General features: G+C 62.6%; 13 protein-coding genes and 1 tRNA gene. 4 read left to right on the top strand and 10 right to left on the bottom strand.

Annotation, left to right across the window (positions count from 1 at the left end; all coding sequences use genetic code 11):
* Nucleotides 1–77: 77 nt before the first annotated feature.
* From JL811_RS20200 to pyrH, 9 genes are all read right to left on the bottom strand, one after another.
* On the bottom strand, nt 78–884 hold the full coding sequence (locus JL811_RS20200; RefSeq protein ID WP_202690126.1) for an OmpH family outer membrane protein: 807 nt from the start codon (nt 882–884) through the stop codon (nt 78–80).
* An 11-nt stretch (nt 885–895) separates the two neighbouring features.
* A complete protein-coding gene (bamA, locus tag JL811_RS18145; protein WP_202690125.1) occupies nt 896–3298 on the bottom strand; it encodes an outer membrane protein assembly factor BamA in 2403 nt (800 codons plus the stop codon).
* A gap of 106 nt (nt 3299–3404) precedes the next feature.
* Entirely contained in the window at nt 3405–3551 is a 147-nt protein-coding gene (locus JL811_RS18140; RefSeq protein WP_202690124.1) for a hypothetical protein, read from the bottom strand.
* Nucleotides 3552–3630: 79 nt separating this feature from the next.
* On the bottom strand, nt 3631–4968 hold the full coding sequence (gene rseP / locus JL811_RS18135) for an RIP metalloprotease RseP (protein ID WP_202690123.1): 1338 nt from the start codon (nt 4966–4968) through the stop codon (nt 3631–3633).
* 72 nt (nt 4969–5040) lie between these two features.
* Complete coding sequence (gene dxr, locus JL811_RS18130) at nt 5041–6219, bottom strand: 1-deoxy-D-xylulose-5-phosphate reductoisomerase (protein ID WP_202690122.1); 1179 nt, start codon at nt 6217–6219, stop codon at nt 5041–5043.
* 87 nt (nt 6220–6306) lie between these two features.
* Complete coding sequence (locus tag JL811_RS18125; protein ID WP_202690121.1) at nt 6307–7107, bottom strand: phosphatidate cytidylyltransferase; 801 nt, start codon at nt 7105–7107, stop codon at nt 6307–6309.
* Entirely contained in the window at nt 7104–7817 is a 714-nt protein-coding gene (uppS, locus tag JL811_RS18120) for a polyprenyl diphosphate synthase (protein ID WP_202690149.1), read from the bottom strand. The genes JL811_RS18125 and uppS overlap by 4 nt, the downstream gene beginning before the upstream one ends.
* Before the next feature lie 102 nt (nt 7818–7919).
* Nucleotides 7920–8483 (bottom strand): ribosome recycling factor, encoded by a 564-nt coding sequence (gene frr / locus JL811_RS18115; protein ID WP_202690120.1) that lies wholly within the window; start codon nt 8481–8483, stop codon nt 7920–7922.
* Between the two features lie 80 nt (nt 8484–8563).
* A complete protein-coding gene (gene pyrH / locus JL811_RS18110; protein ID WP_202690119.1) occupies nt 8564–9292 on the bottom strand; it encodes a UMP kinase in 729 nt (242 codons plus the stop codon).
* A 798-nt stretch (nt 9293–10090) separates the two neighbouring features.
* Here pyrH and JL811_RS18105 point away from each other — a divergent pair.
* From JL811_RS18105 to JL811_RS18090, 4 genes are all read left to right on the top strand, one after another.
* Nucleotides 10091–13774, top strand: a complete 3684-nt coding sequence (locus JL811_RS18105; RefSeq protein ID WP_202690118.1) for a vitamin B12-dependent ribonucleotide reductase — start codon at nt 10091–10093, stop codon at nt 13772–13774.
* A 619-nt stretch (nt 13775–14393) separates the two neighbouring features.
* On the top strand, nt 14394–15923 hold the full coding sequence (locus JL811_RS18100) for a tyrosine-type recombinase/integrase (protein WP_202690117.1): 1530 nt from the start codon (nt 14394–14396) through the stop codon (nt 15921–15923).
* Between the two features lie 14 nt (nt 15924–15937).
* The gene (locus JL811_RS18095; protein ID WP_202690116.1) at nt 15938–16564 is read left to right on the top strand and encodes a terminase small subunit; all 627 of its coding nucleotides are present in this window, start codon (nt 15938–15940) and stop codon (nt 16562–16564) included.
* A 277-nt stretch (nt 16565–16841) separates the two neighbouring features.
* Nucleotides 16842–16917: transfer RNA gene (locus JL811_RS18090), tRNA-Gly, on the top strand.
* Between the two features lie 146 nt (nt 16918–17063).
* Here the strand turns inward: JL811_RS18090 and JL811_RS18085 are convergent.
* Nucleotides 17064–18005 carry a branched-chain amino acid ABC transporter permease gene (locus JL811_RS18085; RefSeq protein WP_337924768.1) on the bottom strand — a complete coding sequence of 314 codons (942 nt, stop codon included), beginning with the start codon at nt 18003–18005 and terminating at the stop codon, nt 17064–17066.

The raw sequence follows: 18005 nt of genomic DNA, 5'->3' as shown, positions 1-18005 counted from the left end.
TTGAAACTGACTATCAATTTGCCCCACTGCTGGCAAGACAGTGGCCCCGGTGCCGGTCTGAACGGGGGCTGCCCCGGTCAGGGAGTTGCCGGAGCGGGAAGATCGTTGGCGGGAAGATCGGGGGGTGGCAACGGCCTTTCCTCGGTTGCGGATCCGTCCGGGTCAGGGCCGCTTGCATCTGGGCCGCTTGCATCCGGGCTGCTGGCATCTGGCCCGACCGCATCTGGCCCGACCGGCGCAGGGCCATCCGGCGCCGGGTCCATCAACCCGCCCTGCCCGGTAGGGTCGATGCTGCGCAGGTCGATGCGGGCAATCGCCTCGGCAGTGATGTCGATACTGTCGAGGCTGAGCACAACGGCGGAATTGTCCAGAAGCGCCACCGCGCCCTTTTCGCGCAGCAATTCGGCAAGGACCGGCACGACACTTTCGAAAAACGCCTGCTGATCGGCCTCACGCATCCGGCTGACCTCGCGCCCCTTGGCGTCCTGTGCGTTGCGGATGCCCTCGACCTTGTCATCGAACGCATCGGCAAGGGCGCGGAATTCTTCAGGGGGCAATTGAGGGCGGCGCTGGGTCAGGCTGCGTTCCTCGGCCTCCAGCGCTTCTTCGATCTGGCGGTTTTCGGCCCGCAAGGCACTAGAGCGTTCCTCAAGCCGCTGCAGGGAGGCCCGGCCGAAGGCGGAGTTTTCAAACAAGGCCTGTTGATTGATGGTGACGACCCCGCCGGGCGTGGCATTTTCAGGCCGGCCGACCGAGAAATCCCCGAATGCCGGAAGATCTGCAATCCCGCTGCCGGTCTCGCCCTGCACACCCTGCGCAGAGACGCCTGCGAGCGGCAGTGCACAGGCAAGCCCCGCCAGAAGCATGGCGCGGGCCGGTTTCACGGCCCGCTGCATCAGAACTGCGACTGAATCGTCAGGTCGAAACTGCGCGTCTTGTCGTAGACTTCTTTCTTCAGTGCTTTCGACAGGTTGAAGCGCAGCGGCCCGATGGGCGTGTCCCAGAAGACCGAAACCCCGACCGAGGACCGCAGGTTGAAACTGTCGTCGACATTGTTTCCACCGGTCGGACCGCCTCCGATATTGTCAAGGCTCCAGACCGATCCCGCATCGAAGAAGACCCCGCCCTTGATGCCATATTCCTCGGGCAGGCCCACGGGGAACTCGGCCTCAAGCCGGGCAACGGCATAGATATTGCCGCCAAGCGCGTCCTCATTGGAAACTCTCAGATCACGCGGCCCGATGCCGTTGGATTCGAAGCCCCGGATCTTGCCATTGCCGAAATAGCGGTCGGTCACGCGGCTGTCGCCTTTCAGCATATGCAGATGGCCACCTTCGAAGATCGCGCGCAGCGTCACTTCCTCATTCATGATGCGGCGTTCGGCCAGCGCCAGAAACTCGGTCCGCACGAAACGCAGATCGCCGCCCAGACCGGCAAAATCCTGACTGAAGCGCAGCAGCACCCCGCCCAGCGGGTTGAGCCCGTCGGTGCGCGTGTCATAGGTGAAGCGATAACCGACCGAGGATGTGATTTCCCCACCGCGTGCGGCCTCCCGCACGAGAATATCGGAGGAGCCGGGGAACTCAGGGGTTCCATCAGGATACGCAGCTCCGGTGCCAATAACCTCCGGCGTCACGTTCTTGATCCGCGATTCGCCCAGCTTGTAGTTCAGCTGCAGGCGGCTGTTCTCGCCCACCGGGAATGCCAGCCCCAGATTGATCGCGGCCGCCCGCGTGTCATAGAACGCATTTTCGGTATTCGTCTCGCGATAGCTGGCGCCGAAGCTGAATTCCAGATCGCGGCCAAGGAAGGCCGGTTCGATGAAACGGACAGAGCCCTCACGGTTGTCGGAAGCCGTCGAGATATCGACGCCCACCGTCTGCCCGCGTCCAAGGAAGTTTGATTCGCTCAGACCCACTGCCAGACCGGCGCCGCTATCGGCCCCGTAGCTGACCCCGAAGGTCAGCGAGCCGGTCGGCTGTTCCTCGACATCGACATTGACGATCACCTGATCGGGCGCGCTGCCCTGTTCGGCATCGACCGCCGCATCGGCGAAATAGCCAAGCGCACGGATGCGTTCGGCGGCGCGGCGGATCTCACCCGGGTTGAAGGGGTCGCCTTCGGCGGTGCGGAACTGACGGCGGATCACCTCATCCAGCGTGGTCGTGTTGCCCTCGACATCAATGCGTTCGACAAAGACGCGCGGGCCGCGGGTGATCGCAAAGACCACATCCAGCGTCTGCGTCGCATCATTGCGCGTCACGCGCGGCTCAATGGCGATGAAGTTCAGACCCTTGCGCAGGGCAAGGTTTTCCAGCCGCGCAATGTTGTTCTCGACCACCGAGGGGGAATAGGTGACCCCGGGGCGCACGCGCAGCAACTGGCGGAATTCCTCGGCATCGATCCCCTCGACCTCACTGACCGCGCTGATCCGGCCGAACTGGAAACTGCGCCCTTCCCGCACGGTGAAGGTCACGAAGACACCGTCGCGTTCGCGGGTGGTTTCCCCGGTCGCGTCCAGCACCTGAAAATCGATATAGCCGCGCGCCAGATAGAAATCGCGCAGCAACTGCTTGTCCAGTTCCACCCGGTCGGGAATGAACGTGTCTGCGCGGATCAGGCGGCGGAACAGACCCGCCTGTTTGGTCTGCAACACCTGCCGCAGGCGGCGGTCGGAATAGGCGCGGTTGCCGTTGAAACCCAGACGCTCGATCTCGACGACGCGGCCCTCACGGATCTCGAAGGCGAGATCGACGCGGTTGCCATCGCGGCGGATGATGCGCGGGGTCACGCTGGCGGCCATGCGGCCCTGCACTTCATAGGCTTCGATGATGCGGGCGGCATCGGCCTCGGCCACTGAGGGCGAATAGACCCGGCGCGACTGGCTTTGCACCAGTCCGGCAAGCTGTTCGTCGTCAATCCGGGCGTTGCCCTCGAAATTGATGACATTGACGGTCGGATATTCCTGAACCCGAATCACAAGCGTGCCGCCCGAGGGCACCAGCTCGACCGTTTCGAACAATCCGGAGTTCACCACGCGCTGATAGGCATCGTTCAGTTCGCCCGCCGAAACGGCCTGTCCCTGACCGATTCCTGCGTAACTTGCGATGCTCTGGGGGGAAACGCGGTCATTGCCCTCAACCCGGATGGTGCCGAAACGGAACTCCTGCGCCTCGGCCATCGTGGGAGGCAGAGACCAAGTCGTTGACAGCGAAAGGAAAACGACAAGAGCCGTTCTGCTTACCGCAGCACGGCCCAAGATTTTGCGGAGTTTACCGTCGCCTGCCGCAAGATGCATTGTTCCGCCCCATCACTTATCCCGTTCCGACTAACTGACTAACGGGATTGGTCTGCCTTGTCAAAAGGCTGAGAGGGCAGATTGTCTCTTTGCCCGGATCAATCTGTCAGGGTTGCAACAAAGGCGTCAGGGCGCTGCCCAGATAGGCCCCCGCAAGCAGCCCCACAACGATGGTTCCGAAGCTGAAGATCCGGTCCCAGTTCAGATCGACAAGAAGCGACAGGCCCCTGTAGCCCCGCATGACTGTCTGCATGTCCAAACCTCCGCAATGACTGCACTGCGGCAGGAATGGACTTGGAATGTGGCAGCAATTTGGCCCTGTCAGGGATGGATCAGGGGCAGAACAGATCATTTCCAAGCGCGAAGACCATCAGGCTCAGCAGAACCGCAAGGCCCACGGTCATCAGGATGCGCAGCGCCTTGTCCGAAGGCGGCTTGCCTGTCACCGCCTCCCATGCGTGGAACACCAGATGACCGCCATCCAGCACCGGAACGGGGAAAAGGTTCATCAGCCCCACCGCCGTCGACAGCATCGCGATGAACAGGATGAATGAGGCCGCCCCTTGCGTTGCGGCAGCACCCGAGCTTTCGGCGATACCGATGGGGCCGCGCAGATTGCAGGATGAAATCGCCCCGGTAATCATATGGGCCAGCCCCGAAAGGGACGTGGTGGCGATGCGCCATGTCTCGGAGGCCGCAAGGCCGACCACCTCAAGGGGCCCGGGGCGGCGGGTTTCGGGCACGAAGACCAGCCCCCCGCTGAGCCCGATCAGCCAGCGCGTCTCAAACCCGCCTTCGGCGCGGGGAATGTCCATGCGGCGCGGCACAAGGGCGGCCTCAAAGGTTTCACCACCGCGCCAGATCTGCATCAGCAGCGGTTTGCCATCCGAGGCGCCGACAAGATCACGCAATTCGGCAAAGGCCTGCACGGGCTGGCCATCGACCGACAGGATCACATCGCCGCGCGCGATGCCCACATCCTGCGCCGCCGATTGCGGCTGCACGCCATCGGCGATCGGCGGGAAGGGAAAGGGGCCATCCAGTGCCACACGCTGCCCGTCGCGTTCGACGACATAGGACACATCCGGCGCGGGCGTCAGCGCCTCGGTCGCGCGCAGGAAGGCGGCAAGATCAGGGGTTTCAGAGCCCTCAAGCTGAACAATCAGATCGCCGGGCAGAAGCGATTGCCCCTCAAACGGGGTGGGTTTCAGCTCGCCCACAACCGGACGATCCGTCGCCACGCCATTATAGAGAAAGAACCCCGCAAAAACGAGAATCGACAGGATGAAGTTGAAGACCGGTCCTGCCGCCACGGTGGCCGAGCGCGCCCAAAGCGGCGCGCCATGCATGGTGCGGCGCCGCTCGGCGGGGGTAAGCGTGGAAATTACCTCCCCATCCTTGCCCGAGGCCGCATCGGCATCGCCCATGAACTTCACATACCCGCCGAAGGGCAGCAGCGCGAACTGCCAGCGCGTGCCATGGCGGTCCATCCGGGAAAACAGCACCGGCCCGAAGCCCAGCGAAAACACCTCGGCATGGATGCCGGTCCAGCGCCCGACGATGTAATGACCGTATTCATGCACCGCGACGATGATCGACAGCGCCAGAACGAAGGCCAGCACCGTCCAGAGCAGATTGCCGAAGCTGGGGATAAGTCCGATGAGTTCCACTTGGGTCTTTCTTCACTGTTGCCCGGGATGGGCGATGCCCGGGTTTGCGCCCGGGTTCGCACAGGCCCGGGTTTACGAATTCCGGTCGTTGATGGCCGCCGACGCCACACGCCGCGCCATCGCGTCGATATAAAGCACTTCCTCCAGAGAACGAGGGGCAATTCCAAGGCCATTCTGTCGCGAAACCCGGGCAAGCACGGTTTCAACCACTTCCGCCATGGCCGGGAAGGGTAAACTTCCCGCGATGAAGTGGTCCAGAGCCACCTCCTTGGCCGCATTGAACACCGCCCCGGTGCCGCCACCTGCCGCCATCACCTCGCGCGCAAGGCGCAGGGCGGGAAAGCGGGCCTCATCAGGGGCCTCGAAACTGAGCGTGGCAAGACGGGCAAGGTCGATGCGCTCCACCGGAAGCGCGCGGCGGGCGGGCCAGTTCAGCGCATAGCCGATGGCATGGCGCATATCCGGGGCACCCAGATGCGCCATCACCGCCCCGTCATGGAACCCCACCAGCGCATGGACAATGGATTGCGGATGCACCAGCACCTCGATCCGGTCCGGCGCGATCCCGAAAAACTCGCGCGTTTCAATGACCTCAAGCGCCTTGTTGAACATCGAGGCGCTGTCTACCGAAATGCGCTGGCCCATCGACCAGTTGGGATGCGCCACCGCCTGCGCCAGCGTCACATCGCGCAGGCGCTCGGCGGTCCAGTCGCGGAACGGCCCGCCTGATGCGGTGATGATGATGCGCTCGACGGTCGCGATATCCTCACCCGTCAGGGCCTGAAACACGGCGGAATGTTCGCTGTCCACCGGCAGGACGGTTGCGCCATGGGCGCGTGCCGTCGCCATCAGCAAAGGGCCTGCGGTGACAAGGCTTTCCTTATTGGCCAGCGCCAGCGTGGCCCCCTGTTCCAGCGCGCGCAGGCCCGGTGCCAGTCCCGCCGCCCCGACGATGGCCGACATGACCCAGTTGGCGGGGCGGTCGGCCGCCCCGATGATCGCATCCGGCCCGGCAGCGGCCTTGACCCCCGACCCGTCCAGCGCCGCGCGCAGGTCAGGCAGGCAGGCGGGATCGGCGGTCACGGCGATTTCGGCGCGCAATTCGCGGGCCATTTCGGCCAGACGGGCCACATTGCGCGCGCCGGTCAGCGCGACCGTGTGAAAGGCCCCTGCCCCGCCCGCACGGCGGATCAGGTCAAAGGTGCTTTCCCCGATTGAACCGGTCGCCCCGAAAATCGAGATGCGGCGCATCAGCGGCCCCATCCGGGGTGGCGGCAGTTGCCCGACTGACCGGCCCGCGCGACCTGTCCGCGAAAGGAAAACGCAGGGTCGGTCATGTCAGTTCGCCACGGCAGGCAGGGACAGCGTCAGCAGCAGATCCAGCAGCATCAGCGCCGCAATCGCCCCGGTCATCGCATCAAATCTGTCCAGCACCCCGCCATGACCGGGGATCAGGGATGAACTGTCCTTCACGCCTGCGCGGCGTTTCAGCCAGCTTTCCGCAATATCGCCCATCTGACCGGCAAGCGCGATGAAGGGCGACAGCAGCAGGATCGTCCATTCCGCATGCCCCAGCGCCATGAAAACGCCACCGACGACTGCAGCACCGATCCAGCCCGCCACAGTGCCCGACCATGTTTTCTTGGGGCTGACCGCAGGCCAGAATTTCGGCCCGCCAAAGGTGCGCCCGGCGAAATAGCCCATGACATCGCAGATCACGACCACCGCCACGACCCAGAGGATCGCAACCGCCCCGGCACTGTCGCGCAGTACGACCAGACCATAACCCGCGAACATGATCGCCGCCGCCCATGCCGCCGACAGTCTGCGGTCGCGCCGCTGCGTCAGCGCGAAGGCCAGCGCGGGCACCAGCAGCAGCGCGCCTGCCGTCTCACGCGGGGACAGCAGCACGATCAGCAGCGCCCCGGCCCCGAGGGCCGACATGATCAGCGCGCTGCGCACGTGTGACGGCGCGGTCATCCGGGCCAGTTCCCAAAGCATCGCCGCCGTCAGCACCAGCACCAGCACGGTAAAGCTGGGCCCGCCCAGCCAGATCTCGACCGCGCCCACGGTCAGCATGACAATCGCCGAAATCAGGCGCGGGCGCAGATCCGACCAGCGGGGTGCCGATGGTGTCATGCGCGCACCACGCCGCCGAAACGACGCTCCCGATTGCCGAACCGCGCCAAGATCGCATCCAGTTCGGCCGGTGTGAAATCGGGCCAGAGCGTCGGCGTGAATTCATATTCGGCATAGGCCGCCTGCCAGGGCAGGAAATTCGAGGTCCGCGTCTCACCGCTGGTGCGGATCACCAGATCGGGATCGGGCAGACCGGCGGTATCCATGCGCTCCGCCACGGCGGCCTCGGTGATGTCGCACGGGTCCAGCCGCCCCTCGGCGGTATCCCGCGCCAGCGCCTGCATCGCGCGCAGGATCTCATCCCGGCCGCCATAGTTGATCGCGACCGTCAGGTTCAGCCGTTTGAACCCGGCAGTGCGCGATTCGATCCCTGCCATCAGGCGTTGCAGCTTGGGGTCCAGACGGCTGCGATCCCCGATGAAGCGCATCCGCACATCTTCGGCCGCCAGACGGTCGGCCTCGCGCTGGATATAGCGCGCGAAGATCGCCATCAGACCCAGCACCTCTTCGGTTGATCGTTTCCAGTTCTCGGTGGAAAAGGCATAGATCGTCAGCCATTCGATGCCCAGATCGGGGGCGGCGCGGACGATCTCTTTCACCCGCTCGGCGCCCTTGCGATGCCCGACGAGACGCGGCCAGCCGCGATTGGTGGCCCAGCGGCCATTGCCATCCATGATAATCGCCACATGCGCGGCCCGGGGGGCCGGCATGCCGCCGTCACGGGTCGCTTGCGGACCGTTCGGCAGGCTGGTGTCGGATCTGGCCATTACGGCGCCTTTCCTGCGATCAGGAGGGTCAGTGCAGTCCGGATCTCAGACCTGCATGATCTCGGCCTGCTTGGCCTCCAGTGCCTTGTCCACATTGCCGATGGCCTTGTCGGTCAGCTCCTGCACCTCATCGGCATACATCTTCTGGTCGTCTTCTGACATTCCTGCGGTCTTGGCCTTCTTGATCTGGTCCATGCCGTCCCGGCGCACATTGCGGATCGAGACGCGGGCGCTTTCGGCATATTGCGCGGCGACCTTGGTCAGATCGCGGCGGCGTTCCTCATTCAGTTCGGGAATGGGCAGCATGATGATCGTGCCGTTGAGCTGCGGATTGATCCCCAGCCCGGAATCGCGGATCGCCTTCTCGACCTTGCCGACCAGCCCCTTGTCCCAGACATTGATCGTCACCATCCGGGGCTCGGGCACATTCACGGTGCCGACCTGATTGATCGGCGTCAGCGTGCCATAGGCATCCACCATCACCGGTTCCAGCATGGAGCCTGAGGCGCGGCCTGTGCGCAAGGATGCGAATTCGGTCCGCAGCGAGGCAAGGGCGCCATCCATGCGGCGCGCGAGGTCGTCAAGGTCGATATCGAGATCGTCGGACATGGGTTCTTTTCCGTTCTGCAAGCGTCCCGCTGCGCCCTTTCTAGCCGGGGCGGCGGACAAATCAAAGAGCGTTGGGAGCGTCAGCCCTGCACGCGGGTATAGGTGCCCTGCCCCGCAAGGATGCCGCGAAAGCCGCCGGGTTCATCCAGCGAAAAGACGATGATCGGCAGATTGTTGTCACGTGCCAGCGCGATGGCCGAGGCATCCATCACACCCAGATGTTTCTGCAGCACCTCGTCATAGGTGACGCGGTCATAGCGTTTGGCATCGGCATGTTTCTTGGGATCCTTGTCATAAACCCCATCCACCTTGGTGCCCTTGAAGATGGCCTCACAGGCCATTTCATTGGCCCGCAGGGTCGCGGCGGTATCGGTGGTGAAATAGGGATTGCCGGTGCCTGCAGCGAAGATGCAGACGCGTTTCTTCTCAAGATGGCGGACGGCGCGGCGGCGGATATAGGGTTCGCAGACCTGATCCATCGGGATCGCGGAAATGACCCGGGTGAAGACGCCCAGAGCCTCAAGCGCCGATTGCATGGCCAGCGCGTTCATCACCGTGGCCAGCATCCCCATATAGTCGGCGGTCGTGCGCTCCATCCCCTGCGCGGATCCGGCCAGACCGCGAAAGATGTTGCCGCCCCCGATCACCATGCAGATCTCGACCCCCAGATCGCGCACCGATTTCACCTCTTCGGCGATGCGCGCGACGGTGGGCGGGTGCAGACCGTATCCCTGATCCCCCATCAGCGCCTCCCCCGAGATCTTGAGCATCACGCGGTTATAGGCGACGGGTGGGACAGGGTCGGTCATGGGGCTGCCTTGCTTTTTTGCGTTCTGAATGCCGGGCGCCCTTGGGTGCCGTGGGAATTGCGCGCAAAATGTCCCAAAAGGGCCGTGGCTTCAACCGCGAAGCGCAGCACAGGCCCCTGCGACCGGCATTTGCCGGGGTCAGGCGACGGTGGCGCGGCATCGGACCGCTGCCGCGCCGGGGCCGGGCTTCTGGGCAGGATCGGGGGGCGGCAAGGCAAAGGCGCGCGGTGGTTTGCCTGAAATTGCGGCAATCGCGCAGGGAATCATCCCGGCCGCCGCCCTGTGACCAAGGCGCTTATGTGCAGCCTTCCTGCAACAGCCCGCGCGCCCGGGCGCATCGGCGGGGAATCGCCTGCGGGGCCGCCCGGCCGCCGCGGGGCCGCGCCGGGGCATTCAGGCCGATCCGCAGCAACGCCTTCCAAATCCGCCCGAAGACAGGGTTTTCGCCGCCTTCTCAGAAAAGACTTCAAGACCTGTCCACAGAGTCATCCCCAGCCGCACCCCTGCAGATGGAACCGGCACCCCTAGTTAGGTCCGCGCGGGTCAAGCGCTAAATCTGGTGTTCAGGCATGAATTTTTCGTTGAACCTACACGCGGTTTACGACAGTTTGACCAAGTCGCCGGGACAACCACCAGATGTAGTGTCCGGGCAATACTGACAGGTCTTGAAATCCGGAAACCAGCGCAGGGTGACCTGTGCCTCTCTGCCCATGGGGGACAGGGACAGAAGCGGTTTTGACAGGCAGATCACAAAGGACGGGCAAAGCCCGCCACAACCAAACTGGAGACGGGGCAGCGATGAAGATCGAGCGCAAGTTCACCACCGAAGCGACCGGCGCCTATGGCGCGCTGGAGTTCAAGACGACGGTTTCGGAAATCCGCAATCCGGATGGCACGGTGGTGTTCCGAAACGATGCGGTCGAGATCCCCGAAGGCTGGAGCCAGGTCGCCTCGGACGTGCTGGCGCAGAAGTATTTCCGCAAGGCGGGCGTTCCGGCGCGGCTGAAGAAGGTGCGCGAAAAGGGCATGCCGGAATTCCTGTGGCGCTCGGTCCCGGATGAGGCGGCGCTGGCCAGTCTGCCCGAGGATCAGCGCATCGTCGGCGAAACCAGCGCCAAGCAGGTATTCGACCGTCTGGCCGGGGCCTGGGCCTATTGGGGCTGGAAGGGCGGCTATTTCACGACCGAGGCCGATGCCCGCGCCTATTATGACGAGATGCGCTATATGCTGGCCGCGCAGATGGCCGCCCCGAACAGCCCGCAATGGTTCAATACCGGCCTGCATTGGGCTTATGGCATCGACGGGCCAAGTCAGGGCCATTTCTATGTCGATCACCAGACAGGTAAGCTGACGAAATCGGCCTCGGCCTATGAACACCCGCAACCCCATGCCTGTTTCATCCAGTCGGTGAAGGATGATCTGGTCGGTGACGGCGGCATCATGGATCTTTGGGTGCGCGAGGCGCGGCTGTTCAAATACGGATCGGGCACCGGCACCAATTTCTCCTCGCTGCGCGGTGAAGGCGAACGGCTGTCGGGTGGCGGCAAATCCTCGGGGCTGATGGGGTTCCTGAAAATCGGCGACCGCGCGGCAGGCGCGATCAAATCGGGCGGCACAACACGGCGCGCGGCCAAGATGGTGATCTGCGACATGGATCACCCCGATGTGGAACAGTTCATCAACTGGAAGGTGATCGAGGAACAGAAGGTCGCCAGCCTTGTGGCCGGTTCCAAGATCCATGAGGTCCGGCTCAACGATATCTTCGGCGCCATCCGGGGCTGGGACGGCACGATGGCCGATGCCACCGACGCCACAAAGAATGACGCGTTGAAAACCGCGATCCGCACCGCCAAGAAGGCGATGATCCCCGAGACCTATATCAACCGCGTGCTGCAGTATGCGCGGCAGGGATTCGGCTCCATCGAATTTCCGACCTATGACGTGGATTGGGATTCCGAGGCCTATGTCTCGGTCTCGGGGCAGAATTCCAACAATTCCGTCCGCGTCACCGATGCCTTCCTCAAGGCGGTGAAGGACAATGCCGACTGGGCGCTGATCCGCCGCACCGATGGCAAGGTCGCCAGAACCGTCAAGGCGCGTGAGTTGTGGGATCAGGTCGGCCATGCGGCCTGGGCCTGCGCCGATCCGGGCATCCAGTTCCATGACACGGTCAATTCCTGGCACACCTGCCCCGAGGATGGCGCGATCCGGGGGTCGAACCCCTGTTCGGAATATATGTTCCTGGATGATACGGCCTGCAATCTGGCCTCGATGAACCTGCTGACCTTCTACCATGACGGGGCCTTTGATGCCGTCGCCTATGCACATGCCACGCGGCTCTGGACGGTGACGCTGGAAATCTCGGTGATGATGGCGCAGTTCCCGTCAAAGGAAATCGCGCAGCTGTCCTATGACTTCCGTACGCTGGGGCTGGGCTATGCCAATATTGGCGGCCTGCTGATGAATATGGGCCTTGGCTATGACAGCGCCGAGGGCCGTGCGCTTTGTGGCGCGCTGACGGCGGTGATGACCGGCATTTCCTATGCGACCAGCGCCGAAATGGCCGGGGAACTGGGGCCCTTTTCAGGCTATGCGCGCAACCGCGACCACATGCTGCGCGTCATCCGCAACCATCGCGCGGCGGCGCATGGCAGCGGTGCCTATGAGGCGCTGAACGTCGCCCCGGTTGCGCTGGATCACGCGAACTGCCCCGACCAGACGCTTGTTTCCCTTGCGAAATCCGCCTGGGACGAGGCGCTGGCCCTGGGCGAGGCGCATGGCTTCCGCAATGCCCAGACCACGGTGATTGCACCGACGGGCACCATCGGGCTGGTGATGGATTGCGACACGACCGGGATCGAGCCGGATTTCGCGCTGGTGAAATTCAAGAAGCTTGCGGGCGGCGGCTATTTCAAGATCATCAACCAGTCGGTTCCGGCGGCGCTGGAAAAGCTGGGCTATGGATCGGCGCAGATTGCAGAAATCATCGCCCATGCGGTGGGTCACGGATCCCTGGGCAACTGCCCCGGCATCAATCACACCGCGCTGGTCGGCCATGGTTTCGGCCCGCGTGAGATCGAGAAGATCGAATCCGCCCTGCCCTCGGCCTTCGATATCCGCTTCGTCTTCAACCAATGGACGCTGGGCGAGGAGTTCTGCAAAGGCAGTCTTGGCATCCCGGCCGAGAAACTGGCCGATCCGGGTTTCGATCTGCTGCGCCATCTGGGATTCACCCGTGCCCAGATCGACGCGGCCAATGACCATGTCTGCGGCACCATGACACTGGAAGGCGCGCCCTTCCTGAAACCCGCGCATTACAGCGTTTTCGACTGCGCCAATCCCTGCGGCAAGACCGGCAAGCGCTATCTGTCGGTCGAAAGCCACATCACCATGATGGCGGCGGCGCAGAGCTTCATCTCGGGCGCAATCTCGAAAACGATCAACATGCCGAATTCGGCCACGATCGAGGAAACCCTTGCCGCCTATGAGCTGAGCCACAGTCTGGGCATCAAGGCCAATGCGCTCTATCGCGACGGATCGAAGCTGAGCCAGCCGCTGGCGGCCAGCCTTGTCGAGGATGACGAAGAGGCCGAAGAGATCCTGACCCATGGTTCGGCGCAGGAAAAGGCCGTGGTTCTGGCCGAAAAGATCGTCGAGAAGGTGATCATCAAGGAGATCGTGCGCAGCCATCGCGAGAAACTGCCCGAACGCCGCAAGGGCTATACCCAGAAGGCGATTGTCGGCGGTCACAAGGTCTATCTGCGGACCGGCGAATACAAGGATGGCAGCCTTGGCGAGATCTTCATCGACATGCACAAGGAAGGTGCGGGTTTCCGCGCCATGATGAACAATTTCGCCATCGCGGTCTCGGTCGGCCTGCAATATGGCGTGCCGCTGGAAGAATTCGTCGAGGCCTTCACCTTCACCAAGTTCGAACCGGCGGGCATGGTACAGGGCAATGACAGCATCAAGAATGCGACGTCGATTCTGGACTACATCTTCCGCGAACTGGCGGTCAGCTATCTGGACCGCACCGACCTTGCACATGTGAAACCGCAGGGCGCCAGCTTTGACGATCTGGGCGGCGGCGATGACGAAGGCCGGCGCAATGTCGCGGAACTGTCGGACACGGCGACCTCTCGCGGTCTGGAAGTGCTGCGCCAGATCTCCTCGACCGGCTATCTGCGCAAGCGCCTGCCGCAGGAACTGACCGTGCTGCAGGGCGGCATCGGGGCCACGGCACTGTCGGGCGGGACGGACCCGGTCGCGGTGCTGAACACGCTGGTGCCGCAGACCGCGGGCAGCGTCGCCGTGGCCTCGACGGCCATCGCATCGGGCACCGTCGGGTTGGATGCGCGCACCAAGGCCAGGATGCAGGGCTATGAGGGCGATCCTTGCGGCGAATGCGGCAATTACACGCTGGTCCGCAACGGCACCTGCATGAAATGCAACACCTGCGGCGGGACGAGCGGGTGTAGCTGAGGGGATGACAGGAGATGTTGTCGGAGCATTAAGAAGACCGGTTTTCCCAATAAGTTTGTAAGTGACCTGTCAAGACCTGTATTCCTGCAACTGAGGTGACACTGAATGAAGATGCGCGGATCCCAATGGATCCGCGCGTTTTCCGTTTGGCATCAGGGTGTTGTGCGGCTAGCCCCACCTCCAATCAAGCCCCCCGGCCCTTAGCCGGATACCCCCAGCAGGGTGGATGCTCCTTTCAGCGTAGCGACACGCCGCAACCCGCCGCGATCAACCGGAAAAAGAATGGGGGGCCACTAGGCGGCCAGATGCCGGAAGGCCAAAAATATCCAATTATACCAAGGGAAAATGGCGGAGAGACAGGGAGCGATAGCATCCAGAAATCACCTGACGATTCTTCCAGAAAAACATACTTTATCATATATATAACGAGATTTTTGCCCGCCCCTGTCGCATGTAGTGTCAGCCATGCTTATGCTTTAAATGTATCCATAGTGTATCTGTACGAGCCCCTGCATGCCCCTGACAACAGACTTGGCCAATCGGAAGTGGAAACCTCTCCAGGACGGCGAAGCCGAGAGCGTGGGGGGGGGGGCGAAACGGGCTCTATGTCCGGGGCTGGATGTCGGGGACGAAGGCCTTCTACTTTCGGTCTGGAACGTGGATCAAGATCGGAGACTATCCCGACATCAAACTCGCGCTGGCCAACGAATTTGCCATCGTGGCCAAGCGCCTGATCAAGGAAGGTTACGGCAAGGACGCCCTGCAACGGGGCTTCGCCCTTGCCGAGACGGCGACAGAGCTCGAAGCGGTGGTCAAGAGGGCAGTTCTTTCCGGCGTTTCGGGAACCAAGGTCCCCAACTATGACGACGTTTTAGCCGATTGGTTTGCCACCGTGGAATTCGGCCTTCAGGAAGGCCCGAGCCGTCGGCGCCCGCAAGCCATCCACGACCACCACATCTCGCCAAAAATCGGGGCGCGACCGATCAATGACATCCGGCGGCGTGAGACCATCGAAGTTCTGTCAGACCTGTTTCGAGACAAGCCGGTCACCGCCGGTCATGCTCTTGGCCATTTGAACAAAGTCTTCGAACGGGCTGTGAATCTGGAGTTCATCGATGCCAACCCGGTTCAGCCCCGTGCCGCCTTTCCGCGGACGGCGCGACAGAAGAAGCATCACGGAACGCTGGATCCAAGCCGTATGCCGGAGTTGTGGCTTTGGTTGCAGGACAGGAGTGCCAGCGAAACCGCGAAGATGGCGATTCTGACGACAATGTGCACGGCCCATCGGATTGGGGTCATCGTCAATGCTGAGTGGGCGCACATTGATCTTGAAACAGGCATATGGACGGTTCCTGCCCGCAAAGACAAATCCACCGTAGGGCGGATGAAATCGGGACGCGCCTATGCGCTGAAGCTCCCGCCGCACCTTCTGGACTTGCTTCTTGTCCTGAAGCAGAACCCCAGGCAGCGATATGTGTTCGAGAGCCCCTCGACCACTGGCCCAATCAGCCCCAACGCCATCCTGAAGCTTTTGAAAACATTCGAGCCTTCGCTGACCACGCATGGCTTTCGCAATTCCATCAAGGTCTGGTGTCGAAATGCGATCTCCGCAATCCCGGACTATGTCGCGGATGCCCGGCCCGAACGCCGGGGGCGATATCTGGCGGCCTATCTTGGCAAGGCGGAACCGTCGCAGCGCCTCTTTCGGGGTGTTTTGACCGATAACCGGAAAAAGCCCATGTGCGGCGTTGCGTTCGGGGGGACCGAGCGGAATGGCATCTATGATTCCGATCAGGGCTTCATCGTGGGAACCGTTTTTCGGGGTGACCGCTTCTTCATCTCGAAATCCCTCCAGCAGGCCGCAGACCGCCAGATGAAGGCTGCGCACACCGGCCTCGGCGCCGTTCAACGGCTGCCGCCAGCGCGGGACCTAGGGAAAGGGGCGGCGTTGGACCAAGTCGCAACGTCGCCGCAGGGTCAGGCCCTGAGCCAGCGTAACTTTTCATGTGGTACAGGCGGATCAGGCCCTGAACCGGGGCGGGCCGTGTCATGGCGCCCGGAAAAGCCCGTTTCCGTATCTCAATCGTTTAAAGGGCTGCCGGATCGATCCGGGGCCTCCCAAAACCGCGCTGCCGGACCGGACGGATGAGAAGGAAAAAAGACATGCCCGAAACCTTGTCAGCAGTGGAGATCACGATGAATGGCAGCCAGCCTTTGATGAACGCAAGGCAGGAAGCCTTCTGCCTCGAATACCTGCTCGACCTGAATGCAACATCCGCCGCGATCCGGGCAGGCTATAGCAAGAAGACAGCAGCTCAACAGGGCGCGCGCCTGTTCAGAAATGCTAACATCGCGGCAAGAATTGCGGCCCTGAAAGCAGAACGGGTGCAACGCACGGAAATCAATATCGACCGCGTGATCAAGGAACTCGGCAAGGTCGGCTTTGCTTCGCTCCGGCAGATGGTTGCCATTGACCAAGACGGACAACCCCAGATCAATCTAACCAACACCCCGGACGATGTGCTCGACGCTCTCGCCGAGGTCAACACCGAAACAGTGATCGAAACCGAGGGCAGCGGAGAGGACCGGAAATCGCGACCGATCCGCAAGACCAAGGTCAAGCTGCACGACAAGATCCGCGCGCTTCATCTTCTGGCCGAGCATGTCAGCCCTTCCAAGCAAGGCAAGGGGCATACGGCGCACCCCTTCGTCGACATGGTGAACCAGCTTCTGCGCGCCAATCACAAGCACAACAGGATGCCGATCAAGCGTGACGGTGAGGACGATTAGTCGCGCACCAAAGATGCAAGCCACCGTTCTGTTCAAGCGGTGCGCGATTTTCGATGGCCGCTTCAATGCAATGGTTTCTTGGCGGTTCCCCCGGCAAAATCTCTTGCCCCATCGCAAATGGCCACTTAGCCTACAGGCTGGACATCTTGAACAGAGGCAACCATGCACGCGCCATTCCGAGGACGAGGACGGGACTGATCCCGCTTTCTCTGTGTCGCTGAACAGTGCAAGGGCCATCAGCCCGCGCGAGGTCCAGCCACCGCAGGAAGAGCAAGGCGCGGCGGTAGCTCAGTTGGCAGAGCATCGGTTTTCCAGTCCGAAGGTCGCCGGTTCGACCCCGGTCCGCCGCTCCAAATTTTTTGAGGCAGAATGCCAACGGAATGAGCTCTGTGTTGCAATTTTTGTTTCGCCAGACCAAGCTCACCAATGACCCGTATTTACAGCAGTGCGGCTGAAGCCTGACGTCAACACATCGCGGCAGTTTGCAGCAGCAGGTAAATCACCGGCGCGCGATCATCCCCGCGATCCCCCGGGGGAAGAACAGCGTCACCGCGACGAACAGCGCCCCGAGGATCATCGGCACCGGAACCGGAGAGGCCACCAGCGCCAGTTGCAGGGAGATCACCACAACCGCGCCGATCAGCGGTCCGGCAAAGAAGGCCATGCCCCCCAGAAGAGCCATCAGGACCGCCTCGCCAGAGATGAAGAAACTGGCATCCGTCAGCGAGGCAAGCTGCACCACCATCACCTTCAATGCGCCTGCCAATCCGGCAAAACCTGCTGACAGTGCAAAGGCCGCCAGCTTGATCTGCTGCACATTGTATCCCAAGGCGATCATCCGTGCCTCATTTTGGCGGATGGCGGACAGGGTGACGCCAAAGGGCGACCGGCCGATCCGCCAGATCGCCCAGACCGCCGCGCCCGTGACCGCCGAGACAAAAACATACATTGCGCCATTGTCCGAAATGTCGATCAGGCCAAGCAGCCTTGGCCGGGGTATCCCCTGCAACCCGTTTTCGCCGCCAAGTGCGCGCGTCTGGAAGATGATGAAATACAAGACCTGTGCGAGAGCCAGTGTGATCATTGCGAAATGGATACCCGAACGGCGCAGCGCCAGGCCGCCGATGGCGATGCCCAGCAGTACCGAGGCCAGCACCGCCAGGGCCAGCGCGCCTTCGGCGGTGAACCCCCAGACCTTGGCAGCATAGCCCGCCACATAGGCCCCCGTGCCGAAAAAGGCGGCATGCCCCAGGGACAGCAGGCCCACATGGCCCAGCAGGAGGTTGAAGGCGACGGCCAGCAGGGCAAAGCACATGACCTGCATCACGAAAACCGGATACAGCAGATGATAGGCCACCAGCAAAGCCGCCAGCCCGCCCAGCAGCAGGAAAACGGGATGAAGCAGGCGGGGCCGCGCGCCCGGAGCGGATGCAGGTGCCAC

This window comes from Szabonella alba (assembly GCF_016765775.1).
GTDB lineage: Bacteria > Pseudomonadota > Alphaproteobacteria > Rhodobacterales > Rhodobacteraceae > Szabonella > Szabonella alba.
This window is presented reverse-complemented; position numbering and strand designations above follow the sequence as displayed.

Excerpts from the sequence above, each read along its gene's own strand:
- bamA (WP_202690125.1), bottom strand. The coding sequence starts at position 3,298 with ATGCATCTTGCGGCAGGCGACGGTAAACTCCGCAAAATCTTGGGCCGT.
- JL811_RS18140 (WP_202690124.1), bottom strand. The coding sequence starts at position 3,551 with ATGCAGACAGTCATGCGGGGCTACAGGGGCCTGTCGCTTCTTGTCGAT.
- dxr (WP_202690122.1), bottom strand. The coding sequence starts at position 6,219 with ATGCGCCGCATCTCGATTTTCGGGGCGACCGGTTCAATCGGGGAAAGC.
- uppS (WP_202690149.1), bottom strand. The coding sequence starts at position 7,817 with ATGCCGGCCCCCCGGGCCGCGCATGTGGCGATTATCATGGATGGCAAT.
- JL811_RS18095 (WP_202690116.1), top strand. The coding sequence starts at position 15,938 with ATGCCCGAAACCTTGTCAGCAGTGGAGATCACGATGAATGGCAGCCAG.
- JL811_RS18105 (WP_202690118.1), top strand. The coding sequence starts at position 10,091 with ATGAAGATCGAGCGCAAGTTCACCACCGAAGCGACCGGCGCCTATGGC.
- JL811_RS18100 (WP_202690117.1), top strand. The coding sequence starts at position 14,394 with ATGTCGGGGACGAAGGCCTTCTACTTTCGGTCTGGAACGTGGATCAAG.
- frr (WP_202690120.1), bottom strand. The coding sequence starts at position 8,483 with ATGTCCGACGATCTCGATATCGACCTTGACGACCTCGCGCGCCGCATG.
- pyrH (WP_202690119.1), bottom strand. The coding sequence starts at position 9,292 with ATGACCGACCCTGTCCCACCCGTCGCCTATAACCGCGTGATGCTCAAG.
- JL811_RS18125 (WP_202690121.1), bottom strand. The coding sequence starts at position 7,107 with ATGACACCATCGGCACCCCGCTGGTCGGATCTGCGCCCGCGCCTGATT.